Annotated in this window: 21 protein-coding genes; 12 read left to right on the top strand and 9 right to left on the bottom strand. The window is 63.0% G+C overall.

Annotation, left to right across the window (positions count from 1 at the left end; all coding sequences use genetic code 11):
* The first annotated feature begins 4 nt into the window (after nt 1-4).
* The 3 genes from E4623_RS03980 to E4623_RS03970 are packed head-to-tail and all read left to right on the top strand — an operon-like array spanning nt 5 to nt 3,035.
* Nucleotides 5-1,192 carry an FAD-dependent monooxygenase gene (locus E4623_RS03980; protein WP_134765170.1) on the top strand — a complete coding sequence of 396 codons (1,188 nt, stop codon included), beginning with the start codon at nt 5-7 and terminating at the stop codon, nt 1,190-1,192.
* Nucleotides 1,189-2,094: a fumarylacetoacetate hydrolase family protein gene (locus E4623_RS03975; protein WP_134765169.1), complete on the top strand. Its 906-nt coding sequence runs from the start codon at nt 1,189-1,191 to the stop codon at nt 2,092-2,094. Before E4623_RS03980 ends, E4623_RS03975 begins: the two co-directional genes overlap by 4 nt.
* Complete coding sequence (locus E4623_RS03970; RefSeq protein ID WP_134765168.1) at nt 2,094-3,035, top strand: amidohydrolase family protein; 942 nt, start codon at nt 2,094-2,096, stop codon at nt 3,033-3,035. The genes E4623_RS03975 and E4623_RS03970 overlap by 1 nt, the downstream gene beginning before the upstream one ends.
* A 65-nt stretch (nt 3,036-3,100) precedes the next feature.
* On the opposite strand, the gene E4623_RS03965 is transcribed toward E4623_RS03970, so the two are convergent.
* Nucleotides 3,101-4,027 carry a MarR family winged helix-turn-helix transcriptional regulator gene (locus E4623_RS03965; protein ID WP_134765167.1) on the bottom strand — a complete coding sequence of 309 codons (927 nt, stop codon included), beginning with the start codon at nt 4,025-4,027 and terminating at the stop codon, nt 3,101-3,103.
* A 230-nt stretch (nt 4,028-4,257) separates the two neighbouring features.
* Here E4623_RS03965 and E4623_RS03960 point away from each other — a divergent pair, with 230 nt between their 5' ends.
* The 4 genes from E4623_RS03960 to E4623_RS03945 all read left to right on the top strand — a co-directional run bounded on the left by E4623_RS03960 (nt 4,258) and on the right by E4623_RS03945 (nt 10,138).
* Nucleotides 4,258-5,001, top strand: coding sequence for an SDR family oxidoreductase (locus E4623_RS03960; RefSeq protein WP_134765166.1), 744 nt, complete (start codon nt 4,258-4,260; stop codon nt 4,999-5,001).
* A 1,391-nt stretch (nt 5,002-6,392) separates the two neighbouring features.
* Nucleotides 6,393-7,430, top strand: coding sequence for an ABC transporter permease (locus E4623_RS03955; protein WP_167736468.1), 1,038 nt, complete (start codon nt 6,393-6,395; stop codon nt 7,428-7,430).
* Nucleotides 7,427-8,614, top strand: a complete 1,188-nt coding sequence (locus E4623_RS03950; protein WP_134765164.1) for a substrate-binding domain-containing protein — start codon at nt 7,427-7,429, stop codon at nt 8,612-8,614. Before E4623_RS03955 ends, E4623_RS03950 begins: the two co-directional genes overlap by 4 nt.
* A 6-nt stretch (nt 8,615-8,620) precedes the next feature.
* The gene (locus tag E4623_RS03945) at nt 8,621-10,138 is read left to right on the top strand and encodes a sugar ABC transporter ATP-binding protein (protein WP_134765163.1); all 1,518 of its coding nucleotides are present in this window, start codon (nt 8,621-8,623) and stop codon (nt 10,136-10,138) included.
* A gap of 685 nt (nt 10,139-10,823) precedes the next feature.
* Here E4623_RS03945 and E4623_RS03940 read toward each other — a convergent pair.
* The 5 genes from E4623_RS03940 to E4623_RS03920 all read right to left on the bottom strand — a co-directional run bounded on the left by E4623_RS03940 (nt 10,824) and on the right by E4623_RS03920 (nt 16,489).
* Nucleotides 10,824-11,717 (bottom strand): AAA family ATPase, encoded by an 894-nt coding sequence (locus E4623_RS03940; RefSeq protein WP_245154899.1) that lies wholly within the window; start codon nt 11,715-11,717, stop codon nt 10,824-10,826.
* Between the two features lie 365 nt (nt 11,718-12,082).
* Nucleotides 12,083-13,090 carry an aldo/keto reductase gene (locus E4623_RS03935; RefSeq protein ID WP_245154829.1) on the bottom strand — a complete coding sequence of 336 codons (1,008 nt, stop codon included), beginning with the start codon at nt 13,088-13,090 and terminating at the stop codon, nt 12,083-12,085.
* A gap of 693 nt (nt 13,091-13,783) precedes the next feature.
* Nucleotides 13,784-14,536 carry an SDR family NAD(P)-dependent oxidoreductase gene (locus E4623_RS03930; protein ID WP_134765161.1) on the bottom strand — a complete coding sequence of 251 codons (753 nt, stop codon included), beginning with the start codon at nt 14,534-14,536 and terminating at the stop codon, nt 13,784-13,786.
* A 134-nt stretch (nt 14,537-14,670) separates the two neighbouring features.
* On the bottom strand, nt 14,671-15,525 hold the full coding sequence (locus E4623_RS03925) for a helix-turn-helix transcriptional regulator (RefSeq protein ID WP_134765438.1): 855 nt from the start codon (nt 15,523-15,525) through the stop codon (nt 14,671-14,673).
* Nucleotides 15,526-15,904: 379 nt separating this feature from the next.
* Nucleotides 15,905-16,489 (bottom strand): XRE family transcriptional regulator, encoded by a 585-nt coding sequence (locus tag E4623_RS03920; protein ID WP_134765160.1) that lies wholly within the window; start codon nt 16,487-16,489, stop codon nt 15,905-15,907.
* A gap of 47 nt (nt 16,490-16,536) precedes the next feature.
* On the opposite strand from E4623_RS03920, the gene E4623_RS03915 reads away from it, so the two are divergent.
* From E4623_RS03915 to E4623_RS03905, 3 genes are all read left to right on the top strand, one after another.
* The gene (locus E4623_RS03915) at nt 16,537-17,382 is read left to right on the top strand and encodes a class I SAM-dependent methyltransferase (RefSeq protein ID WP_134765159.1); all 846 of its coding nucleotides are present in this window, start codon (nt 16,537-16,539) and stop codon (nt 17,380-17,382) included.
* Nucleotides 17,383-17,555: 173 nt separating this feature from the next.
* Nucleotides 17,556-18,977: an MFS transporter gene (locus E4623_RS03910; RefSeq protein ID WP_209020472.1), complete on the top strand. Its 1,422-nt coding sequence runs from the start codon at nt 17,556-17,558 to the stop codon at nt 18,975-18,977.
* Between the two features lie 336 nt (nt 18,978-19,313).
* On the top strand, nt 19,314-19,724 hold the full coding sequence (locus E4623_RS03905) for a VOC family protein (RefSeq protein WP_167736467.1): 411 nt from the start codon (nt 19,314-19,316) through the stop codon (nt 19,722-19,724).
* A gap of 28 nt (nt 19,725-19,752) precedes the next feature.
* Here the strand turns inward: E4623_RS03905 and E4623_RS03900 are convergent, their stop codons facing one another.
* Nucleotides 19,753-20,565, bottom strand: coding sequence for a helix-turn-helix transcriptional regulator (locus E4623_RS03900; RefSeq protein ID WP_134765156.1), 813 nt, complete (start codon nt 20,563-20,565; stop codon nt 19,753-19,755).
* A gap of 67 nt (nt 20,566-20,632) precedes the next feature.
* Between E4623_RS03900 and E4623_RS03895 the strand changes: the two genes are divergently transcribed.
* Nucleotides 20,633-20,926 (top strand): hypothetical protein, encoded by a 294-nt coding sequence (locus tag E4623_RS03895; protein ID WP_134765155.1) that lies wholly within the window; start codon nt 20,633-20,635, stop codon nt 20,924-20,926.
* 516 nt (nt 20,927-21,442) lie between these two features.
* Here E4623_RS03895 and E4623_RS03885 read toward each other — a convergent pair.
* The gene (locus E4623_RS03885) at nt 21,443-22,873 is read right to left on the bottom strand and encodes an MFS transporter (RefSeq protein ID WP_245154826.1); all 1,431 of its coding nucleotides are present in this window, start codon (nt 22,871-22,873) and stop codon (nt 21,443-21,445) included.
* A 249-nt stretch (nt 22,874-23,122) separates the two neighbouring features.
* A complete protein-coding gene (locus E4623_RS03880; protein ID WP_134765153.1) occupies nt 23,123-24,259 on the bottom strand; it encodes an NAD(P)/FAD-dependent oxidoreductase in 1,137 nt (378 codons plus the stop codon).
* A gap of 62 nt (nt 24,260-24,321) precedes the next feature.
* Here E4623_RS03880 and E4623_RS03875 point away from each other — a divergent pair, with 62 nt between their 5' ends.
* Nucleotides 24,322-25,029, top strand: a complete 708-nt coding sequence (locus E4623_RS03875; protein WP_209020471.1) for a hypothetical protein — start codon at nt 24,322-24,324, stop codon at nt 25,027-25,029.
* The last annotated feature ends 459 nt before the right edge of the window (nt 25,030-25,488 follow it).

The raw sequence follows: 25,488 nt of genomic DNA, 5'->3' as shown, positions 1-25,488 counted from the left end.
AGCCGTGAACAAGTCACAGACTGAACCTGTAGAGACTCTGATCATCGGCGGCGGAATCGGGGGCCTGGCCGCTGCCTACGCGATGGCGCGCACGGGCCGCGCCGTACATGTGGTGGAACAGGCTCCCGAGTTCACCGAAATCGGCGCCGGCCTGCAGATGGGCCCGAACGCCAGCGCCGCGCTCGACCACCTCGGTCTCTACGACAAGGTGGTCAGCCGTGCCGTGCTGCCGCGCGCGGGAGTCATGAGGGACGCCATCACCGGCGGCACCATCACAACCCTCGATTTGGGCCCAGCCTTCCAGTCCCGTTTCGGCTACCCATACTTCGTCGTCCACAGAAACGACGTTCTCGAAGTCCTCCTCGACGCTTGTCGGCAAAGCCCGCTTGTCACCCTCCTCACGGACATGCAGGTAGTAGGTCTGGACCGTGCGGATCACGGCCACGAGGTCACCTTCAAGAACGGGCGAAGGATCCATGCTCAACTCGTGATCGGGGCCGATGGTCTTTGGTCGCTGGTTCGCGGCCTGGTCTCCGACGACAAGCCTGTCTTCAGCGAGTACGTGGCGTTCCGTGGGACCGTCCCAACATCGGCTGTGTCGGACGACATGTCACTCGATGACGTGGTCCTGTGGGTCGGCCCGGGCGTGCACCTCATGCAATACCCGGTACGAGGAGGCCAGGTCTATAACCAGGTCGCGGTCATCCGCCGTCCGGACCCATCGCTCGACACACCAATGTCACCAAGCGCCCTAAACGATGCCTTCGCAGCCGCCTGCCCAGCAGTTCGACGGTGCATCCCGCTGATCGATTCCACTAAGGAATGGCCGCTATACGATCGCGACCCGATCGCCCGCTGGACCACCGACGGTGTGGCTCTTATCGGTGACGCGGCCCACCCGATGCTCCAGTACTTGGGTCAGGGCGCCTGCCAAGCCCTCGAGGACGCGATCAGTCTGGCCCGACATCTTGCGACTGAGACGACATTGTCCAACGCACTCACCGCCTACGAGAGCGATCGAATTCCACGAGCCTCGCGATGCCAGCGGTCCGCTCGCCCGTGGGGCGAGCTCTGGCACTCCGCTGACCCACTGACCCTTGCCCTGCGGGATCGGGTCCTGGGGCAACGCCGCCCAGACGACTTCAGCGAACTCGACTGGCTCTACGCACCCTCCGAAAGGACCACAGCATGACCCGCTATCTCAGTGTCAGCCTCAGCGACGGGACTGCCGCAGCTGGCATCCTCGACGAGGACGGAGGGATCCGCGTCCTCGCGCGCGGAGTCCCTGGTGATCACAGTCCGATGCGTCGACTCTTGATGGCAGGTGAGCTCGCAAGCACTGAACCGGAGTCAGACGTGATTCCGCTATCTCAGGTGACTGTTCTGCCGCCGGTGCCCGATCCGGGCAAGATTGTTGCAGCCCCGGTCAACTACACCGATCACCAGACGGAGATGAGCGAGGTTGTTCATATCGGCAGTCTCGGAGTGTTTCTCAAGGCGCCTACATCGCTGATCGCCGACGGTGGGGTGGTCCGACTCCCGTACCACGACCGGAGGTTCGATCAAGAAGGAGAACTGGCGGTGGTGATTGGCCGCAGGGCCAGTCATGTCGACGAAGCGAACGCCCTCGAGCACGTCGTCGGATATACCTGTCTTCTGGACATGACTATGAGGGGAGGCGAGGACCGATCCACACGGAAGTCCTTCGACACGTTCACACCCATGGGCCCACTCCTTGTCACACCCGACGAAGTCGGCCCCCTGGACCAACTCCGACTGATCACTCGAGTTAACGGGGACCGACGACAGGATGCGGACATCGCGGATCTCATCTGGGACGTGCCCAAGCTCATCTCTTACGTGTCCTCCGTCATGGTGCTGGAACCGGGAGACGTCATTGCGACCGGTACCCCCGCTGGCGTCGGCCAGATTCACGATGGAGACGAGATCTCAGTCGAGGTTGGGCGTGTGGGAACACTGACGGTCCTGGTTTCCGCCCAGGACGCTGTCGCGTGCCCCACATCCGGCGCTCGCCGTGGTCCACTCCCGCCCAGCGAGCTCACGCCCGTGCGCAACAGTTCGGAGGCTAGCTGATGGTAGACAGTGCTCCGCGGATTGATACTCACCATCACTTCGTGGCCCCAGAATATCGGCGCTACCTCGAAGGGAAAGGTTACTTTGGGGGACAGGCTATTCCAGCGTGGTCGCCCGAGGCCTCACTGGACCTCATGGGACGACTCGGAATCGGTGCGAGCGTTCTCTCGACTGCACGACCAGGTTTCTACTTCGGAAACCGATCGGAGGCACGCGCGATCGCTCGCGAGGTCAACGAGTACGCCGCCGACCTGGTAACCCGACGACCGAAGGAATTCGGACTCCTAGCCGGCCTTCCTCTGCCGAACGTCGACGACGCGCTGGAAGAGATCGTTCATTCGTTCGACGTACTCGGTTGCGACGGTGTCGTGATGTTGGCTAGCCAAGAAGGAACCTACTTGGGCGACCCATCCCTGGATCCGTTGCTTGAGGAGTTGGATCGCAGATCCGCTGTGCTATTCGTGCACCCCAACGCGCTTCCAGAGGCGCCACCGTTGCAGGACGTTCCAGTCTTCATTGCCGACTTCTTGCTCGACACGACTCGAGCGGCACTCAATCTCGTTCGGCATGGGTGCGTTCGGAGGTACCCACGCATCAAGTTCCTGCTGTCCCATGGCGGCGGCTTCCTCCCCTACGCCGCCCATCGCATCGCGTCACTGACGCCCACTACAGCCGATGGCCCGCCTAACCGCGAAGAGTTCCTGGCGGACTGCCGAGAGTTCTACTTCGACACAGCGCTCACGGCTAGTCCTTCAAGTCTGCCCAGCCTGATGGCGTTCGCGCAGCCTGGTCGCATCACCTACGGGAGCGACTACCCGTATGCCGGCGATGGACAGCCCGAGTACTTCACGAATCAGCTCGACTCGGCGGGACTCGATGACCACGCGGCGAAGTCGATTTCGTCGGAGGCTGCGAAGTCCCTCTTCCCGCGACTAGCGTGAACATTGAGGTCGCCAGTATCGATTCGGACGTAAGCCGATTCAGCCATTGCCGCCGGAAGGCGTCGTCACGTGGTGCCGTAGGCGACGCCTTTCAGGTGGCGGATGAGGTCGGTCTTGTCTCGCGGCCGCATCAGGGGCTGAGTCAACGAGTCTTGAACTGACTGCACAGTCGGCGTCACATCCCTCAGCAGGGCAGTGCCCTGCGGAGCGAGTTCCAGGACCTTCCGGCGTCGGTCCTCGGGGTCACGGTTCAAGACGATGTGTCCGCGAGAGGCAAGCCTCCCGATTATGTCGGCTCCGCTGGACTTGTCGAGAGATGCGAGTTCGCTGACTTCTACTTGCGATGCTTGGGGCTTGCCGGACAACGCAGTAAGCACCGCATATTGAGAGGGCGTGATGTCCGCACCTACCAGTCGTGACCAGGCCGAACCGTGAAGCTGCTCAGCTCGACGAAGGAGATGTCCCGGTGCCGTGGGAAGCGGAAGTACCGGTTCGACGGGTTGGCCGTCTGATCGCTCTGCCGTCGGAACGTCCCCGGCGTAGGCCACGCGTCCCAGCAGTTCAATGAACCGTTGGCGCTGGGTTGCGGGTAACGAATCGAGCAGGTCACCTTGCACCTGTCTTGCAGTGTCTGTGATCCCACGGAGGGCGACGCGTGCAGGGGAGCTGAGCCTGACAATGTTCCTGCGGGCGTCCTCTGGGGCCGGACTGCGGTGCAGCCAGCCACGCCGTTCTAGTCGAGCTACAACGTCGGCGGTAGTCGATTTGTCAAGAGACGCCATCTCGCCGATGGCCCGCTGGTCTAAGTCTGCGGATGAATAGACGACGCACAGAACCGCGTACTGGGGACCTGTGAGGTCACCGTTGAACTGATTCGTCCACATAGCCGTGTGGCGTTGTTGCGAACGGCGCAGAAGGTGGCCGAGCGTGCTGTCGAGAGGCAAGCTCATCTCGTTGCCTACCTTGACTGACGCGGTGCGGGCGTTAGCCATGAACTGATCGTAACGTATGCGGATCTTCTTGACCTGCCGTCCTCGACGCCCCTAATCTTCCGTATACGCACCATCGGATGAGTGCAAGCTCGTCGAGTAGCAGACTCGCGACGGACAACCGGCGATGAGCGGTGCACGGCAACAGATGTGGTTGGCCGCATCAGAGACAAAGTCCCACCAGCGGCCGGCCAGCCCAAGAAGCGGCCCGGCCGCACCAACTGGAGGTACCAATGACTACGAACCGTCGCCGTGTTGCACTCGTTACCGGTGCAGCCGCCGGACTAGGTCAGGCGTTCGCACAGCGCCTCGCCGTGGACGGCCACGACATCGTTGCCGTAGATCTCCGCGGCTCCTCCGAGACAGTGGCGCAGGTGGAGGCTGCCGGCCGACGGTGCCTCGCCATCGAGTGCGACATCACCGACGAAGATGCAGTAACTCGAATGAACGAGACCGTCTTGTCGGAGTTCGACGGCGTCGACGTCCTCGTCAATAACGCGGGTATCTATCCCAAGGGAGACTTGGCCACCCTTGAACTGGCTGACTGGCGTAAGGTCTTCGCAGTCAACGTCGAAGGTGCCTTCCTCGTTACGCGTGCCATTCTGCCGACGATGACCGACCGCCGATGGGGCCGCATCGTCTTCACCTCGTCTGTGAGCTTCCAAGCCGGCTCTCCAGGTTTTCCGCACTACGTCTCCACCAAAGGCGCACTCATCGGGCTCATGCACGCCCTGGCAACAGAGCTCGCTGAGTCTGGTATCACCGTGAACGCCGTGGCTCCCAGCATTGTCGAAACCGAGAGCACGCGGCGTATCAGCGCCGAGGATGACTTCACGATCACCAAGAGTCTGCAGGCGATTCATCGGACGCAACAGCCGAGTGATGTCGTTGGAGCGCTGTCGTTCCTCGTGTCCGACGACGCTGCCTTCATGACGGGTCAGACGCTCGTCATTGATGGTGGACTCGTACGTACCTAATTAGATTTCGGACGCAGAGCAGGTGGGCTGCGCTGGCCGGATACGCCCCCCTCTGTCTACGCCTTCTTGTTGCCGCAGATGATCCGAGGCGCATGGCCCTGTCAGGGAATCTGATCAACGATGTCCCTCAATCAGTTGCGAGGACCCTCTGTGGCCGAAAGTTCCGGTAGCCGCTCTGATGCCAGCTTAGACTGGAAGTACGTTGTTGCCTTCGGTCGTGGTCCGATGTCAGCGTGCCTAGAAGGCACGGCGGCGAATGGATCGCGGTACCTCGTCGCGCTTGGTCTGCAGGGTGATACCGGAGCCGCTACGACCCATCGTCAATGAGCCGAGTATGCGGCATGGTCACCGCTAGCCCGCTCGGGATCGCCTGGACCAATAAGGCGTCACAGCGCCGACGCAGCGGGTGCGCGTGCAGCAACTCGATTGCGAAAGCAGGGTGACCACCTGCACGTTCGCCCGTTGCGGCCATGACGACTTTCAGTCCAAGAACTGGGTGTTCCGTCTTTGAGCTCGGCCGGCGGGTCGGCGTGCTGTCTTCGCTGCCCCGAGGGTCGCTCGTCCTTACCCCTCAGAGTTTCCGCATTTGGTGAGCGTGCCGATGAGGTGACCTAGCAATGAGAGTCGCGACAGATTCCGATGAACAGGTGGTCATCGTCTCGCTACATTCGCATTCGCGGGACGTCGCGACGCTGACCCGGCACGGGCCGAACAATGTTCTGTTGACCGGTTGCCCGTCTTGGTGCGCATGTGACCGCGCGCGCGGCCGTCCCCTAGTCGAGGCAACGATTAAGGACGTCGCGCCTTGCATCAGGCCTGGGAACGCGTTCGCTAGGCCGTTCGCTGTCTGAACGAGGCCAGCCCTCCCTGTCGGCTTGGATGGACCCGCGTTCCCGGTGCCTCGGCATGACGCTTGGAGAGGTTGTGGGCCCCTCGGGTCGCGCAACTCACCCAACCTTGGTGGCTGCCGCAAGCCGATTCCAGGTCGGTGCTGTCGGGGCGCCGAGTCGACCGCCGACCGTTCGTCCGAAGCCGCCCCCCTCGACTCCGTGCCGAAACGTGCTGACGTCCGATCGTCCGGACACGTGGTCAGCATGCGGAGCAACTCGGAGAGTCTGTCTTGCAGAGAGGGCGGCGAGACGACGGACAGAGGGCGACTGTAAACGTTGACACTCCAAACGTATACGGACTAATTTGAGCCGGCCGCACAAGAGTGAGGCTCATCACACGCAAGGAGTGGTCGTGGCGTCAGGTATTCATCCAGCGACACCGTCGACTAGGACGCTGCACGGCTACGCGAACGACGTCCGCGGGCACAGTGCGGCCGAGGGGCGACTGTGAGGCGCCGGACCGAACCGGATCGTGAAGTCGGATCCGCTCAGACTGGGGCGTTGGCCCACGGTCGGGACGTACCAGGGCCGGGCACCCCAGGTTCAGAAGACGCGAGCTCGCTCAAGGCTGAAAGCGGCTCCGCGCCGTACCGATTCCTGAAATTCGACGAACTCGGAACGGCCCTGGCCCTAATTTTCCTCGTCGTGGGAATCGGACTGTTGCGTCCCGACTTCCTCCAAGTCGACGCACTTCTCAACACGCTCCGCACGGCGGCCTACGTGGCGATCGTCGCCTACGGGATGGTGTTCCTCCTGGCGATGACAGAGATCGACCTTTCAGTCGGCGGCATCTACGCCGTGAGTATCGTCGCCGCAGCTCAACTGATGTCCAGCGTCAACCCGTACATCGCAGCGCTGCTCGCTATTGGATTGGCCGCAGCGATGGGCCTGATGAACGGGGTCCTGGCTCAACTGTTCAGGATTCCAGTCATCATCGTCACCCTCGGAACGCTGTCCCTATACCGCGGTCTGGTCACCATCATTTCTGATGGGATGCCTATCGCGGACATCCCCGTCGAGAGCAGCTTCTTCGTCAGGTTTGGTGGCGACCTGCTCGGGGTCCCTGTGGTCGTGTGGGTGGTCTTCCTCACCGGATGCGTCATGACGGTCGTATTCAATAGGACGCGGTTCGGTGCCGCAGTGCGCGCCGTCGGCTCGAACCGTGAAGCCGCCCGGTTCTCAGGTATCCCGGTTGGTCGCGTTCGTCTGTGGGCGCTCGGGCTAGTGGGAGGCCTGGCTGGACTGTCTGGTGTGCTCAGCTTGGCCTACTTCCAGGGCGCGGATCCCACCGTCGGTGTCGGCTTCGAACTTCAGGTCATTGCCGCAGCAATCATCGGCGGCACCGCGGTCAGTGGAGGGTCCGGCACAGTCCCTGGTGCTCTACTCGGAGCGCTCATTGTGGCCGTCATCAATACCGGCCTTGTCTTCTTCGCCGTCAGCACCAACTGGACCAACTTCGTTACAGGCGCAGTGATCCTGGTGGCGGTCGGTACGGACGCCCTAGTTCGAAACAGGCGGGCGCGCCGGGCCTTCGCGTGACCTTCGCCGTCCGTCCAATCGATCCCTTCAGAACCAGAGTCCCGTCAAGACCCACTGAAAGCAGGAATTCAATGATGATTACTCGAAACCAGGCCTGGAATCACACAGCCCAGCGGACGATCGGCGTCGCCCTTGCGACCGTCGCGGTCGTGTCGCTCTCCAGTTGCGCCGGCGAGTCGGGCTCCGGTGGTGACGGCGATGAGGTGAACCTTGCGATGGAACTCACCCTGACCGGAGTCAAGTTCGCACAGGACACGCGAGCGGGAATGGAGGCTTTCGCAGACGAAGACGGCAATGTGAACCTCGATGTCCAGGGACCTCCGTCGATCGACCCGGCCCTCGCTCAGCAGCAGACGAACAACCTGCTCACGCGCAACCCAGACGGGTTCGGCGTATCTCCGTTCCCACCCTCCCTGTGGACCCGCACCTTGCAGGACCTCACGCAGCGGGTTCCGAACTCCCTCGCTTACGCAATCAAGCCTGTAGAGACCCAGGACGAAGCCGCATCGTCGCTGCTCAAGACCTTCGTGGGCATCAATGACGCCGCCCACGCTCGCGAAGCCATGACCACGGTCATCGAACTCGGGGGCCTGGACACTGACACCACGGGGGACGTCATTCTCGGACAGTGCGTCCCCGGGGACACCGGTGTCTTGGCCGAGCGAGTGGACGCTTGGAGGGACGTCGCATCCGAACTGCTGCCCAACACGAACGTCGAGGTGTTCGACTCGAAGGTAGAGCCGCAGGCCAACACCGCCGCATGGGATCAGCAGCTTCGGGCCCACCCTGACACAGTCTTGGCGATCGGTGCCTGTGACCAGGACGGCCCCAGTATCTACAAGGTCAAGAAGGAGCAGGGCTACGACTTTGCCGCTGGCGCGCTCGAGACTTCTCCCGAAACTCTGACTGGCGTCGAGGACGGCACCCTCCTCGCAACGAGCGCCGTGAACTGGTACCTGCAGGGTTACACCGTTGCCAGGCTCCTGACCGAGGGAGCTCGCGGGGACGCGCTCCCCGAGGGATTCGTCGACATCGGCGCCACTCTCATCACGAGCGACAACGTCGCGGAGATCATCAAGCGTGACTCGTCGCCTGAGGAGACGGCGGCTTGGTACGCGCCGAAGATCGAGGAGCTCTTCGCTGATCTCGATGCAAACACCTATCCACTCGAAGAGGCCTGGTAACTGGGCATGTTGATCGCCTCGGAGATTTCTAAGCACTACGGCGGCGTGCAGGCTCTGGACGGCGTCGATCTGCGGATCGAGTCTGGAGAGGTTCATGCATTGCTTGGAGCCAACGGGGCAGGCAAGTCCACACTCGTCAAGATCCTCGTCGGTGCCGAAACTCCGACTACAGGGAGCCTCACGCTGGACGGCGAGCCCGCCGTGTTCAAGTCGGTACGTGAGGCAGCCGACCGAGGTATTGCCATCGTGTCTCAGGAATTGAATCTGTTCCCGGACCTCGATGTCCTACACAACCTCTTCCTTCCGCGGATTCCTGCACACGCCGGTGTGATCAATGACCGGCGGGCGATGCGTCGGCGGGCCCAAGCAGCCGTCGACGCCGTTGGCCTCAAAGTCGATCTCGACCGGAGGCTCGGAACTCTCCGCCTGGGAGAACAGCAGCTGGTCGAGATTGCCCGTGCCCTGATCGACGATCCCAAGGTGCTGATCCTCGACGAGCCCACATCGGCGCTGCAGGCCGCAGAGGCCCAGCGCCTCTTGCAGGTTGTCCGCAACTTGCGGGAGCGGGGCGTTGGCGTGGTCTACGTCTCCCACTTCCTCGAGGACGTGTTCGCTATCGCCGACGTCATCACGGTTCTGCGAAACGGCAAGACGGTCGTAGACCGAGAAGCTCGCCAGCAGCTGTCCATTACGACGGTGGTCAGTGAAATGCTTGGCGACCTTGACGGCACCAGCATGGGCACGCGGAGAGCGCGTGCATCAACCCGAGCGGATCTGCCGAGCGCACAACCGCTGACTCTTCGAGACGTCCACGTCAGTCGCAGCGTGCACCCCTTTTCAATGGTGGCCGAACCGGGTGAAGTCGTCGGGCTGGCAGGACTTGACGGATCAGGGGTCCACACCATCTTCGAGATCCTGTTTGGACAACGTCGAATCAACGGTGGATCCATTTCACTGCCGGGAGGACAAGGAGCACCCCGTAGCATCAACAAAGCCGTAAGGGCCGGCGTCGCCTACGTTCCGGCGGATCGCAAGCGTCTGGGTGTGATGTTGGCGAAGTCAGTGTCTGAGAACGTCTCGACGGTCAGTGGCGGGCCACTTCGACGTCGAGGCCTGTTCCTCCGCCGACGCAAAATGATCGAACAGGCCGATCGCTGGGCACGACGACTAGACATCAAAATGGACTCCGCAACGGCCCCAGTGGGGCACCTTTCCGGCGGCAACCAACAAAAAGTTGTATTCGCCAAGTGGCTCGACACCGATCCGAGTGTCGTGTTGCTCGACGACCCGTTGCGAGGCGTCGACGTGGGAGCCAAACGAGAGATCTTCGCCCACATCTCCCAGCTGGCCGCGGAGGGCCGAATCGTCCTCTTTACGTCTAGCGATCTCAAAGAGACAGCCGAGATCTGCGATCGTGTCATCGTGTTCTTTCAGGGGCACGCTTGCGGTGAACTGGCTGGTGAGGACCTATCCGAACATCGCCTCCTCATGGCTATCAACACGGGCACTGTTGAGTTGGTCTGAGGCACTGATGGTCGCCCGAGCGGACCTGAGTTCGTGGCATCGGTCGACATCGACTCTGCAGACCGGTGCGGCGACCAGCTTCGACTGCTTACGTTGGCCGTGGGGGAGTCAGGGACGCCGTTGTATTGCCGAGTCGCGCCGTCACGCGAGCCGCGGCGCTCGTCCTGCCGGGCGGTTGCAGACGGAATAGTTCACAGCGAGTTACAACGCCGCGTCGTACGTGGCAACTGACGAGTCCAGAATTTGTGCACTGGTGCCCCCTGGATGACAGCAGAGCCCAGGTTCCGGGAGGTGCCAGCGGCGACTCAGGCACTGCAACCAGTTTCGCGGCCAGAGCCGCCGCCCCAACCTCATATAGATAGCGAGCTCACCGCGACCACCGGGGTAGAATTAAGACCAGACAGCTGCGCCAGTCCAAAGCATGGGGTGCCGCGCTGGCCCGGTCGAAGGTCCCGCCACGACCAACCCTGGACCCGCGAGGTCGACACCTCACGCCAGGTACTGGGCGCCGGCACGGGCGGGACCTTTGCCTGAGGCGATTGCTGCTCGAGGCTGTTGACACGTGACGCATTCAGCCAATGGCGATCTCGGTGTCGATATCGTGCACGTGTGGCCGCCGCCAATTAGTCGACTGTGGCGTTGATGAGCTCGATGAGCGCCTCGAAAGAATCCAAGGTGGATCAGTTCAGAGCATCGATCTTCGTGGGGTCGCGAAGCAGTGCGTCTGCGGGCTTGTAGTGGTCGTATTTCCCGTTGAGCGTCGTGAGCCTCTGGACGATGCGGTCACCCCCAGGAGGTCCTTCTCCTTCACGTTCGATGCGAACGCATGGTTGTAGAGGGCGAGGGAGTCGGGGACGGTGAAGAGGTCCTCGACGTCGCTGTAGGTCGTCTTAGTCACCTCGCCGACGCGAACCAGCCGGCTCTTCTTGAGTCGCCCAGCAGCCATGGCGGCATCCAGACGTCCGGCACCTTCGGTTCCCGAGTCCACGAGGACCGTGACGTCGAGTTCTCGACCTATGAGCGAGACAAACGCTGGAATGTTGGACGAGCCACCTGCGGGCAGGATGCGCCAGCGCTCGTCGAGCGCGCTCCGACCCTCGGCACTGAGGCGGCGACCGATCAAGTCGAGGTAGAGAAGGTCACTCGGTCCTTCGACCAGGAGGTTGGTGTCTCCAATGAACAGGTGCTGGGCAATGTCATACCTGAGTGCGGCCTGCAGGGGGAACAGGCTGTCGGACGCGACCGTCATGGGTTCCTGGTTGACGACCGCCCCCTTATCGGGCCCTTGGTCCTCGGCGATTCGGGTGCGCTCCAGCTTGCCGGTCTCGACCATGAATGGCGAGTGGGTCGTGTAGATGACGGACCCGACAGTCGCCAAACGCTCGTTGATGAAGCGTAGGAAGTCGGCTTGAGCTCGCCCGTGGAGTGTCAACGCGGGCTCGTCGAGAAGGATCACGAAGTCGTCGTTGCGAGACTCGAACTCGGTGAAGGCGGCTAGGAATGAAAAGAACCAGCGGAGGCCGCTGGATCGCTGAGAGAAGTTGTTGGTGAAGTAGTGCCTGGTGTCCTCGACGCGGATGTCGAGGTAGTTCTTGGTGACACGGGGACGGCCCTGCGGGTCGTTCTCGACGTGGCGGTCGATGTCGAAGCGAACGCGGAGATTCGGGTTCTGCTTCCATTAGTCGAACACTTGTCGCGTCAGGTCGTTGCTGACCGCTTCCAGTTCGGCTCGACGGTCCTCGTAGTCGTCCTCCGTCAGGCTGGCTGGCGTGGTGTCCGCCAACGCGAGCAGTGACCGTCGCGTTGCTGAGCGGCTCATGACCTATCCGTTGACCTGGGCAAACCGAGTTTTCTGTCTAGGTGGTCAGGGCGGAGCTTCTCCAGCCCTGCCTCGGACCGCGCGGGACCCGGCGACCGGGCCTTCGGCGTTGCCCGGCTGTACTCCTACGACCCGTGGAGGGCAGGGTCGAGGCTCTGTGCCACGTCTCGTGCGCCGGCGGCGGCGCCCATTGGCACTGCGTGTTCGATCCGCTCGAGGTCGCTGGGACTCAACTTCAGGCTTGCGGCGGCAACTGCCTCGCTAAGCCGGTCTCGTCGACGTGCGCCGATGACCGGGACGATGTCGGGACCCTGCGCCGTGGCCCAGGCGATGGCGACCTGAGCGGGGGTCGCGCCGACCGACTGTCCGATCTCTGTCAGAGCGGCGACCAGGGCCAGATTCTTTTCGACGTTGTCCTGGCTGAATCGGTCGATGATCGCTCGGTAGTCGTTGGCGGCGAGCTGGCGGTTGGCATTCCAGTGGCCGCTGAGGAGCCCGCGTGCGAGAACGCCGTAGGCGGTGATGTCGATTCCGAGTTCACGAGTAGCAGGGAGGACATCCTCCTCGATGTCTCGGGACAGCAGCGAGTACTCGATCTGGAGGTCACAGATGGGATGCACTGCGTGGGCTCGGCGGATGGTTTCTACTCCGACTTCGGAAAGCCCGATGTGTCGGACGTATCCGGCGTGGACCATCTCGGCGATCGCCCCTACGGTTTCTTCGATTGGCACGCTCGGGTCGAGGCGGGCCGGCCGGTAGATGTCGATGTAGTCGACGTTCAGTCGCTTGAGGGAGTAGGCGAGCGAGTTCTTGACTGCATTGGGGCTGTTGTCGTGTCCCAACCAGGAGCCGTCTGGGCTGCGCTGCGCCCCGAACTTCACGCTCAGGACGACGTCCTCGCGGTTTACGCCGTCGAGGGCTCGGGCGATCAGCATTTCGTTGGCGCCAAGACCATAGAAGTCGCCAGTGTCGATGAGGTTGATCCCGGCGTCCAGGGAGGCGCGGATGGTGAGCAGCCCCTCGTCGTGGTCGGCTGGTCCGTACAAGTCGGACATGCCCATCGCTCCGAGACCCAGCACCGAAACGTCCGGCCCGGCCGCGCCGAGTTGTGTCCTATCCATCTCAGTCTCCAAGAGTTCGCGTTAGCTACAGGTCTAGTAACGACTATCGTCCGTATACGGAGAATAGTGCGGCGTTGACGATAGGCCCGCGTTCGTCGGGTGTCAATGGACGCTCGCCCGAGTTGCGTCATCTTCATCGTGACCGCCGATCCGGGCAGCGGCCGCGGCGCGTGGCACCTCGGGGAACCCAGTCGTTCGAACAGGGAGCGCGCCGCTCTCAGCGTTCTGATGATTGCCCGCGTGGGGACCCTCAGTTCGCTTCCGGAACCACGAGAGCCCTACATGCCATGACCATCGAGCCGGCAAAGGTGCGGTGGTGTCAGTACCGACCTTCAATTGGGGCTCCATCAGAAACGCTCGAGCAGTTCGCCTCTGACGAGCGACCCGTCCGAGAGCCCCTGGCCTGCATAGATGCAAGCCAGGGGCCGTCTAGGCAAATCTGCCTAGCGCCAGCGTCTCGGGAGATGTCTGAAGCTTCCGCGACCGTGACGTCCTGGGACGATACGTGAATCCTGATGTAGCAGCGCGTCCATGAGGGTCGGGGCTGGACCAGAACAGCAGGCCGGGATCGGACCGCTGCAATCGTTGGCTGGCACCTCTGGAGCGTTGCGCATCGGTGCATGACCGTGCGACGGCGCTGGTCCTGGGCCGTCTCGGCGCACGATCGTTCGAGGTGCTGTGCGGTCCGTTGGCCTGCGTGGCCCGTCAGTCGCGGTAACGGCCGCTGAGAGCGGCGAGCACGTCGGCGTACCGGCCCTCGGCTGCGGCGTTCCGCTGCCACTTGACTCGCTCGACAAGCACCTCGTCTGCCTCCGGATCCTTCTTCAGTAGAGTCATCACCTCATCGAGGAACTCCTCCAGCGGCATGGCGACGGGGCTGTTCTCCTGACCCATGAGCGTCGTCTGAGTGGCGGGCGGGACGAGCTCGACTACCTGGACGTCGGTCTTGGTCAGCTGGATGCGCAGCGACTCGGTGAAGGAGTGGACGGCAGCCTTGGTCGCGTTGTAGGTGGGCGTCGCAGCCAGGGGGACGAATGCGAGCCCCGAGCTCACCGTCACCACGGTGGCGCGGGGCTGCTTCAGCAGGCCCGGCAGGAACGCATGAACGAGGCGGATCGTGCCGAGCAGGTTCACCTCGATCGTACGCTCGGCAACATCGAGGGACGCAGGGTCCAGCAGGTCCTCCGGTTCCATGATTCCGGCCATCGTCACGATGGCATCGAGGGCGGGATAACGCTCGGCAAGGTCTGTCTGCGCGGCGTCGATCGAGGCCGAATTGGTGGTGTCGACCTCGACCGTGCCGATGCCGGGGTACTTCGCTGCGATCTGCTCGAGCAATGCGGCGCGGCGGCCACCGACGATGACCTCGGCGCCTGCGGCCTGAAGGCGCAGTGCCAGGCCGAGGCCGATCCCCGAGGTCCCGCCAGCGATGAAGACGGTGCTGCTGTTGATTTCCATGATTCTCTCTTCTCTTCGGTTAAGGGTGTGGCTGTGATGTCATGCCGTGCGCGGGCGCGCGCGGCCGTCCGGGGCGCCCGTTAGGGGCGCCCGCCGGCGTTCAGGAGGTGTTGCTGGTCAGGAAGTCAGGCGGCTCAGTCGAAGGTCTGCTGTCCGAGCACGGACAGCAAGCCGAGCTTGTCGATGGCATCGGAACCGACGCGCGACCTGAAGATGATCAATCGATGACCCGTTGCTGGGCTCAGGACGACGTCGCACTGTAGGTCCAGGTCGCCGACGACAGGGTGGTGGATTAGCTTGGGCGTCGAACTGAGCGCCGCGACCGCCTGCTCCTCCCACACGCGACGAAACTCCTCGCTGCGCTTGAGTAGGTCATCGACTAGAGCCTGAGCGTGGACGTCTCGCGCCGAACGTTGACCGAGCCCAGCGCGAAGGTCGGCGGCGTAGGTTCGCCCAATCTCCTCGTGCTCGGTGGGGTCGTTGAGCGCTCGGGAGGACGGGTCGGCAAACCAACGCCACGTCACGTTGGACTCGAAACGAGGAAGCCCGACCCAAGTGCCGAGCAGGGCCTGCGCAGTCCTGTTTTGCGCGACAACGGTGAGGAGGTCGTCTGCCACCTGGGCTGGCGTACCGGCTGCGGCACCGTCGAGGACATCGAGGAGGTAACTCATGGCGGGGTCGACATATGACCGTGGCGTGTGCGGCTCTGGGGGACGCTGGCCGGACAAGCGGAACAAGTGCTCGACCTCGTCGCCGGTGAGTCGCAGGGCGCGGGCCAGGCTATTCAGCGCAGACTCCGACGGTGTACGGACGCGGCCCTGCTCGAGTCGCGAGTAGTAGTCGGGGGACAGCATGGCCAGAGTTGCGACCTCCTCGCGTCGCAGACCTGGCGTGCGACGGCGGCCGTGCGCAGGCATGCCCACGTCTTGGGGGCGCAGGCGCTCGCGGCGAGAGCGCAAGAATTCGCCTAGCGCGTTTCGTTCCTGCATCACCGCACGTCCTCTCGTCCGCCTGCCTGGTAACCGCTACCAGTGTCACTCGTGCGTTCCGAGGCAGCCAGGCCGTCCTCTACCAGGGACTCAGAGTCCTACCCTTCTCGACTTCGTCTCGGGTCTAGCCATCCAGCGAAGTGGTTCGGTGTTGCCTCGACGTCACGATGACCCCGCGCGCGATCGTTGCCAAGCAACGAATCGCCCCACTACGTACAACGAGGTCATGTGGGGACATGCCAGTGGGTACCGGTCGATCGCCTAGTTGCAGCCAGTCGGATTTGTCAGGCACCGCAGGCCCCTTCCGATGGGAGCCAAGGGGCACGTTTCGCGACCGCAAATCGACCTTGAGTCGATCCTGGAATGGCACAACGAGTGACTATCGCCGCCGCGAGTCCGTTGGAACAGCGTGCGCCTTGTGACTGTCCTTAGACCAGATGGCGAGTATTTCAACAGGGCCATCAAGGGCGCCGATGGCATGGGGGGTCATGGTGGAGAACTCGGCTGCGTTCCCTGCTTCGATGGGAATTCGTCTGCCTCCCAGATGTAGGAGTGCGGTTCCGGAGAGGACGAGCAGCCAGTCTCTGCCGGGGTGGACTCCCATGTCGTCGGTTGACTTCACGGGACCTTCGATCCGCATCTTCGCTACCGACATCTCTTGGGGCCCTTGGCCCCTGGCTAGAGCCCAGATGGTGCGCCCCGACTGCTGGTCCTTCTCGGGTCGAATGATTACGTCCTCGTCGTCGTCGCCGGCTACGAGGTCGTCAACGGTGACTCCGAGAGCCCGCGCGATGGGGATCAGCTGATCCACGGCGATGCGGCGATTGCCCGTCTCTATCCGGCTGAGGTTGGACGGACTGATGGAGCTGCGAGTTGACATCGCGTCCAGGGTCCAACCTCGGCTGGTCCGCAGCGCACGGATGCGACGACGAATGAGGGAGTCCAGGTCCACTTCTTGCTCCATGAGCAAGAGTGTATCCCATTCTGGCAAGACAGCACTACGGTGAAGGTATGAACTCTGCCGACCGTCGCACTACCTCGCACCCCGGACATGCCCACGGACACGATCACGGACACGGCGCCGGCCTCGTGCGCTTGCTCGAGCTGGACGCAATCGTCATGCAGTCTTTCCTGGCGGAAGCGACCGAATGGGTCGGGAGCATCACCGACGCACGACGGGTTGCGGATGTGGGCAGCGGGATCGGCGCTTCTACCGTTGCCTTGGCTGAGACCTTTCCGGAGTCGTCGGTGGTAGCGATCGATGTATCTGTCGAGATGCTTGCCAAGGTGCGTGAACGAGCCGCTAGACACGGGCTCGACAAGCGAGTTGCCGCCGTCCAGGTTGACATTGAGCAGCCGTGGCCAGATCTGGGCCTGTTCGACGTCATTTGGGCGTCGTCCGTGCTTCACGAGGTTGATGCCGACGCCGTTCTGGGGCGCCTCGCCCTGGCGCTCGAAGATGAAGGCGTCCTCATTGTCGTTGAGATGGACACACCTCCTACCTTTCTCCCCGACCCGACCCTGGAGAAGCGCATCCATGCTTTCTTGCGCCGACTACCCTCCGGCCAAGCGGCGCACCCCGACTGGACCGAACATCTAGAGCGGACAGGGTTCGCGATCACCGAACGCCGCACCTTCGTCGTAGATCAAGTGCCAGACGACCAACGCTCGACAGCCGAGTTTGCGCGTCGCTATCTCGAACGCGTCCGGCCGTACGTCTCTGACCTGCTCGTCGCGGCCGACCTTGAAGCGCTGGACGCCCTCCTTCAGCCCGACGGTCCAACGAGTCTGGAGCAACTCGAAGGCCGCCTACGTGTTCGCGGCTCACGGACAGCTTGGTCAGCCCGTCGGGCGTGATCCCACCTCGGTACATCACGCACAGCACACGTCATCCCCACCCACCCCCGCGGCGTCGCCACTCACGAGGCCGTGCCACGCCACACCACTGAGGAGTGGTCCTACCCATGACAACACCAGAACCCTCGGCTGGAACGCCCCCACATTCCACGTCCGCTCTCGACGAGTCGATCGTGCTGGATGGGACGCCATCGCCGCGCCGCTGGTGGCTGCTGGCAGCTCTGGCTCTGTCGCAACTGATGATCGCCCTCGACACCACGATCGTCACGATTGCGTTGCCGTCAGCGCAGGCCGACCTGGGCTTCGGCAACGACTCACGCCAATGGGTCGTCACTGGCTACGCCCTTGCGTTCGGGAGTCTCCTACTACTGAGCGGGCGCCTGGCCGACCGACTGGGACGTAAACAAACCCTGATAACCGGGCTCGCTGGGTTCGCAGTGGCATCAGCCATCGGTGGTGCCGCCCCCTCACTCGAATTCCTGGTAGGCGCCCGCATCGGTCAAGGGGTGTTCGCGGCGCTCCTTGCCCCCGCCGCGCTGGCAATCGTGTCGACCACATTCTCCAACCCCAGTGAGCGCGCGAAGGCTTTCGGGCTCTTCGGATCGGTATCGATGGTCGGAACGACAGTCGGACTTCTCCTCGGCGGCTTCCTGACCGAAACTCTCTCCTGGCGCTGGACTATGTACATCAACGTCCTCATCGCCGCGCCCGCCGTCGTTGGTGCCGTACTGCTAGCCCCTTCCAGTCGCAGACTTGCCACCCAACTGGACCTCAGAGGCGCCACCGCTGTGACGTCGGGACTCTTTGCGCTTGTTCTCGGAACGTCAAACGCAGAAACAAAGGGATGGACCTCCGCCGTCACGATCGTCACCCTCGTTGCGGCTGTGGTTCTCCTGGCCCTGTTCGTCTTCCTTCAGGCCAGAGTGCCTGTGCCGCTACTTCCTCTGCACGTGATCCTCGACCGCAGCCGTGGCGGGGCCCTCATCGCGCTCCTGTTGTCCTCGGCCGGATTGTTCGCCACCTTCCTCTTCCTGCCCTACTACCTTCAAAGCACTCTGCAGTTCAGCCAGATCCGGACGGGCGTTGCGTTCTTGCCCGTTCCCGTAGTGCTCGTCTTGGCAGCCGCGATCCTGGGTCCGGCACTCTCCCGCGCGCTCGGCGTCAGAGTCGTGATCCCTTTGGGGCTTGCCATTGCAGGCATGGGGCCGCTCCTGCTGACTCGCCTCGAGGTGGACAGCAGCTACCTGACGCATCTGCTCCCTAGCCTCGTACTGATCGGAGCAGGGATCGGTCTTGTTGTCGCCACCGCCACCGGGACAGCCACGGCCCGTGTCCACGACGACGACGCCGGCGCTGCCGCAGCCAGCGTGAATGCCGCACAACAGATCGGCGGATCCATCGGCATCGCAGTACTCAGCACCGTTGCTGCCGCGGCCACCGCGTCCTACACCGCGAACCACACCGGCTCGAACCTCGAAGCGCTGGCGACGGTGGCAAGCTACACAACCGCTTTCGGCTGGACCGCCGCACTCTTCTACGCCGGCGCCGTGCTGACTGCCTTGGTTCTCCCTAAGGCGCGGACTGGACGAAATTGAGACAGTCCTGACACGCGACGGGCCGATCGCGACTGCTCGTGCGAGTTGCGACTACAGCCCTGCAGGTGCAGGTGCAGGTGCAGGTGCAGGTGCAGGTTGCAACGAAGGATCCGTCGCAGTCGGACGACGCGAGGGTAGACACCCGGCGGACCGCAGGACTCTCAGGCCGCCGCCCGGAGCAACGCCGCAGGACGCAACTCATGTGAAACCGACCGCTGGTAGGACTCAGCGTCCTAGGTCCCTGCCACCTAGGACTGCCTGACCTCTTACTAATTTAGGCGGGTGCCAGTTGAATAACCATCGAACTCGAACCATCCCACGCGAATAGGAACTCTCTTGAGAATCGGCGTCAAGCACGACCACGTCGGCATCACCCTGGCATCAACCAAGTTCGAAGAGGCGGTCGACTGGTACTCCGACAAACTTGACTTCGTAATCGCCCAGCGCTTCGAAGCTCACGGATCGACCTTTGTTTTCATCACGAACGGAGACACGAAGATCGAGCTCATTTCTGCGGGTGCAGAGAACCGCAACGGCGTCCCGGACAGCCTCATCGCCAGCCACGATGTCGAGCGTCTCCACCATTTCTGCCTGACCGTCCCGAACATGGACGAGACTTTGGCCGAATTGGAGTCGAGAGGCATCGTCCCGTTTGCAGGACCCTTCCAGGTCGACCAGATCAACCAGCGGATCGCCTTCATCACTGACATTGCCGGGACGATCATCGAGCTCACGTCACCCGCTTAACCCACGATCCCTCGTATCCGACTCTGGGCTAGGTCTCGGACTGTAAATGCTCGAGGACTCGCTCGGTCGATGAACCAGGCTCAGCCCAGTACAGATGAAGCCAGTGTTCCTCTGACAATCGCGCAACTTGGTGCTGTAATGACAACACTCCGAGTTCTGGGTGCCGGTAACCTTTCGGGCCTGACGAGGGGGCTTCGACGTCATGTTCGTCCCACAGTTCTTTGAACTGAGCACTCGACGAGAGCAAGTCGTTCGCTAGGTCCTGGAGACCGGAGTCGTCGGGAAACTGGGTGATTGCGGCTCGTAGGACACCTACCGTTTCACGTGCCGATCGTGCCCAGTCCACCAGGATCAGCTGGGCGGCTGGTGTGTTGAACAGCCAATGAATGTAGTAGCGCTGTTCGGGTGGCTTGTCCTCGAAGTTCGTCGTGAGGGCGCGGTGTAGTTGGTTAGACGCAACGATGGCGGTGCCGCGCCCGACGACGAGTGCTGGAATGTTTAGCGCGCCTAAGAGGCCCGCCTCTGTTCGGGTGATCTCACATGGTGGCGATGGCGCAACTCGGAGATCCCGATTGATTAACGCGTAGAGCTGTGAGCGCTGTGCGTCGGTGAGACGAAGCGCTCTTGCGATGGACTCAAGGACAGAGCGTGATGGCTGAATGTCTCGTCCCTGCTCAAGACGCGCGTAGTAGTCGACGCTGACACCGGCGAGCATTGCTACCTCCTCGCGGCGTAGACCGGAAACGCGGCGAATTCCTTGTTGGTCTAGGCCAACCTGCGACGGTTGAATCGCAGCCCTTCGAGCGCGCAGGAATTCTCTAAGCGCGACATTGCGCTGCACGTGGCCCCCACCTAACCCCTAGTCACACATCGAAAACCGCAATCAGCTCCGTTTGAGAGGAACCTCTATGCGCATCCCGCGCTACAAACTTGCACTACTCAACTGGGTCTCAATATACCCGCTGATCACCTTGATCCTCTGGGCGGGACGACCGCTTACCCGGCACGTGCCCCTCTACGTCACCACTCTCGTCGCGTCCCTGACCCTCGTTGGGCTGATGACCTTCCTCATCATGCCTCTAATGACACGAACCTTCGGCAGTTGGCTGACGAAGCAATCCGGAAGGGACGCAGTGCCGACGCCGACGCCGACGCCGACGCCCCTCAGCCACGACTCGACGGAGGGTGCACTGGCCGAATAGTTCGAATCAGTGGAGGCTGGGACCGTGCGGCTCGACCCCTCCTTAGCGTGAGGTGGGGTTGCGCGCGACACCGTACGCGGTCGTCCATCGTTGGCTCATCGCCCGCGCAGAGGCCGACGCGCAGCGGGTGTGACCATCAGCGTCGATGAGGGTGACGGGCACCAGGAAGCCTTGAATGCCCGTCGGCAGCCGGGACATGAGTGCGATGAGTGCAACTGTCGTGGCTGGAGCGTGCCGCCTCGAGCGTAGAACCTCCCGGGACGAGATTGCGCGAGCCCTCTCGAAATGTGTTTCGAAGAATCCGCGTATCTCGTCCACGCCGAAGATTGCTTCCCCTCTATTGAGGACGAGGTGTGCATTCTGTGTGAAGTGGTCAGCGGCGGCGCCCACGTCGCCGGTATCCAGTGCTCCCAGCAACGAGTCAACAAAGTTCTCTACCTGAGTGGTAGCGATCGACACAGTCATTCCTCCTACCTGAAATCTGTCTACGGTTTGACGCGGAGCCAGTGGTCGCAGTCAGTGGACGAGTGACGCCGCTCTACGGGGCAACAGCGGGACAGCCGCCAGCGATACAGCAGACATGCAGAACACGACTACGAGACTCAAACTCACGGCGTGAACCTGGGACGTTGACAGGGCCGCGAAGTAGACCGACGTGACCGCGGCGGATCCGATTCCGTTGGCTATCTGCTGAACCGCACTGAGCGACCCGCTAGCCGAACCAGCTAGGTCGGGCTCGATGTCACCGAGTGCAGCATCGAAGACCGAGCTAAAGCACAGTCCGGCGCCAAGGCCAATTAGGCCTACGACGAGTGCGAGCGACCACCCCGAAACATCGAGGCCTGAGTGGCGCACGACGTAGAACATCGCTGCTGCTCCGGCCAATGAGACGACCAGTCCGATAGCTACAAGTCGACGGCCGAGCACTGAGATGAGCGCGATCGATGCGCCTGCGCCAACGATGATTCCGACTGCCAGCGGGATCAAGCCCACTGCGGCTTTCGTTGGCGAGTAGCCGAGCCCGAGCTGCAGGAAGAGCGAGATCATGTAGGTGACGCCGTTGAAAGCAGCGAATAGCAGCAATCCCATGCCTAGCCCAGAGACGAAGCCCCGGCTGCGGAACAGTCTCCGATCGAGTAGCGGCTGCGTGGTGCTGAGTTGCCGACGGACGAATGCAGCGCCGAGCGCCGCTGCGACCACGAACATGGCAATCGGCAGAGCCGTCCAGCCCTCACTGGACCCCTCGATCAGGCCGTAGAGGAGCGTAAATACCGTCCCTGCGAGATAGATCGAGCCCAACACGTCGATCCGAGCGTCGGGATTGCGCGACACGTTGGGGACAACGTTCCATGCCATCACGAACGCCGCCCCGCCGAGCACGATGTTGACTAGGAACATCGGTCGCCAGCCCAGCCCGAACAGGTCGGCGTCGATGAGGAACCCAGCCAGGATGGGGCCTGCCACGGCAAAGACCCCGAGTGCTGGACCGAAAGCACCGAACGCCTTCTGGACGGTCTCGCGGGGAAAGATCCGAGTCAGCAGCGCGATGCCTTGAGGCAGCAGGAGCGCACCGAACGCCCCCTGGACTGCTCGAGCAACGATGAGGGTGACCGGGTCGAAGGCGAGGCCGGCCAGGACGCTTGCCAGCGTGAACCCTGCGATGCCTGTGAGCAGCATCTGCCGTTGGCCGTACTTGTCGCCCAGGCGGCCACCCACGACGAGGAGCGAACCCAAGGCCAAGGCGTAGGCAGCACCGAGCCACTTGACCAGTGATTCGCCGCCACCGATATCGGCGGCCACGGTCGGCGCTGCGATGTTGGTGATGGTGGCGTCGATGAGGTCCAAAGCGTCGGCGATGAGCACGACGACGAGGGTGAGCCACAAGGTCTTACGTGGGTAAAGCGTCTGAGACTCGTCGCTGTCGGCAGCGGACTTGATGTCAGCCACGAGAAACGACCTTCTCGTGTGCACGACGCCGCGTACGGTCCGATTGGCGAGGGGTTCGTGAAGGCGTTTGGCCGACGTTGGGGTCGCTCGTCTGTCCTTGTCCGAGACACACCTCGGCCTTCTCGCCCCTGGGCACGGTTGCTTCGAGGTCGAGTCCCTCGTCGAAGATGCCCGAGACGGTGTGATGGGCTTCCTGACCGGCAACAGATGTCTGCCCAGCACGACAACTGGGCGCGAGCGGGTAGCTGCTCATTCCTCCACCTCGTCCAAGCCGTTGAAGAGATTTGCGAGTCCCATGGGCGCGCGGTCACCGAAGATCAGGTCGATGGTCTCGCGGGCCGCCTTGGCCTCGTTCTCAGCTCGGTCGAACATGACCTCCTCGTATGCGGCGAGGGCGCCCTCGATGTCGTCCGTGTGCTCGGCGATCGCCTCTCCGAGCTCGGCACCGTCCAGCATGGCGATGTTCGCGCCCTCTCCGCCCGGGAGAGTGACATGCGCCGCGTCACCCAGCAGCGTCACGCCCTCGGTACGGCTCCACCGGTGGCTGTCGGGAAGCTGATGGATGCTTCGCAGAACCGGTGCTGTGTCAGCATCGGCGATAAGCGCGGTCAGTTCAGTTGCCCACCCGTCGAACTCGGCCGCAATGCGTGCTCTGGTGGCGACCGGCTCGGAGAAGTCGATGTCGGTGAACCAGTCCTCGGGCCGGCTCAGCACCACATAGGTGTGGATGACATCGCCAGCCTCGCGGTGCGCCAGGAAACCCTTGCCGGGGGTCAGCGCATACATGGCACCCGGTCCGACGGCCGCGGCGGCGGCTGGGTGGCGTACCTCGACATCGTGCAGGAACGTGTCGACGTAGCTGACGCCAGCGTAGGTGGGCTTCTCGTTGGAGAGCAGATCACGCACTTTGGACCAAGTCCCGTCGGCCCCTACGAGCACGTCGGACTCGACGGTGGAGCCGTCGGCGAACGTCAGTTCATGCCGACCGTCGCCCAGTGTGGCGGCGTGGTCCAGCTTCTTTCCCCACTGGACAGTTCCCTCTGGTAGCGACTCCAGCAGGATTCGTCGGATGTCTCCTCGGAGGGCCTCGGGGCTAGACATCGAGCCATCGTCGGGAAGCTCGGCAAGCACTGAGCCGTCGCGGGCGAGTACCCGTTGAGCGCCGCCGCCTCGGTGGATGATGGCCCGGAACTCCTCCATCAGGTTCGCCTTCTGGAGCGCCAGCTGGCCGTTGTGCTCGTGCAGGTCGAGCTGTCCGCCCTGGCTTCGTGAATGGGGTGCCGGATCTGCGTCGTAGACCGTCACGCCGATGTCGTTCAGGTGCAGGACACGGGCGAGGGTGAGGCCGCCGAGGCCGGCGCCTACAACGCTGATGTGGGGTGTCATGAGGTGTCCTTCCACGGACATTGGACCGATGGTCCAACCAGTGTTGGACCATCGGTCCACTCGTGTCAAGATGGGCAAGTGGTCTCACCGACCGAACCCGCCTCGCGCCGGTCCGAGGCCTGTCGCGAGAGCGCATCACCGCAGCGACAATCGAGCTGCTGGACGCTGCCGGTGAAGGAGCACCAACTGTCCGCGCGCTGACAGCCAGCCTCGATACCGGCCGCGGCGCGATCTACCACCACGTCGCAGGCAGGGGAGAACTCCTCACTGGGGCAACGGAAAGCGTCATCGGTCACTCCCTCAGCGCCACCGGAACAGTGCAGGACCCTGCGCTGATGCTGCGAGCTCTGTCGCTGAGCATCTTCGATGCCATCGACGCCCATCCCTGGGTAGGGCGACAACTCGCCAGAGAGCCACTGCAACCCGCAGTCTTGCTAATCTGGAAGCGCGTCGGCACGCAGTTACGGCGCCTCAGAGTGCGCGGCGCCGGCCTGTCGAACGCGGGGGCGGCGCTGGTCAACTACGTGCTGGGAGCAGCATCGCCGCACGCAACAGCAGCGAGTCGACGTCCCCAGGGAGCGGACCGCCGGGACTACCTTGCTGGTCTCGCTGCAGACCTGGTTGGCAGCGACCCCGATGCTGTGGTGCAAGAGACTGCTGCATCGATGTCTGCACATGACGACCGCGAGCAATCCCTTGCCGGTGTCGACATCGTCCTGGCCGGCATCGCCGCACGACAGTCACGGGATCGAAAGTCCGACTGGTCGTGACTTTGTCGTTGCACGCTCCACGGCTCGTGTGGGACACGAACGGCCCCTAAGTACGGGATCCGAGAATCGCCGGGGGCGGCGTAGCCCTTGCCGAGCAGCACGACGAGTGGTCAGAGGGCCGGCGCTACCTCGGACTCGACGTCCCCGAACGCGCAACGGCCGTCGACGTCACCACCGGCGTAGCGAGGTGACCGAACCCGAATCCCAGGCACTCACAACACTCGACACCGCCCTGTGCGACATGCGGCAAGGCACTGCTGCCCGCGCCCGACCACATCGGCTTCTGACCGCGGCCGGGCGACGTGCCCGGCGACGCGGTGAACACCATTGCTCCGCCGTCGTACGCGGCAGAGGCCAAGGCGACCGCAGGCAGGGACTGCTGGTCCCTCCCTCCAGAGTCCCCTTTTTCCGGTCGCTGGCAGCAGGCATGGTCGACGCTACGAGACCTTACTAGTCGAG

Origin of the sequence: Nocardioides sp. 1609, from assembly GCF_004522105.1 — a bacterium.
Taxonomy (GTDB): domain Bacteria; phylum Actinomycetota; class Actinomycetes; order Propionibacteriales; family Nocardioidaceae; genus Nocardioides.
Note: the sequence above shows the minus strand (reverse complement) of the source record. Positions and strands in the feature narration are given on the sequence as shown.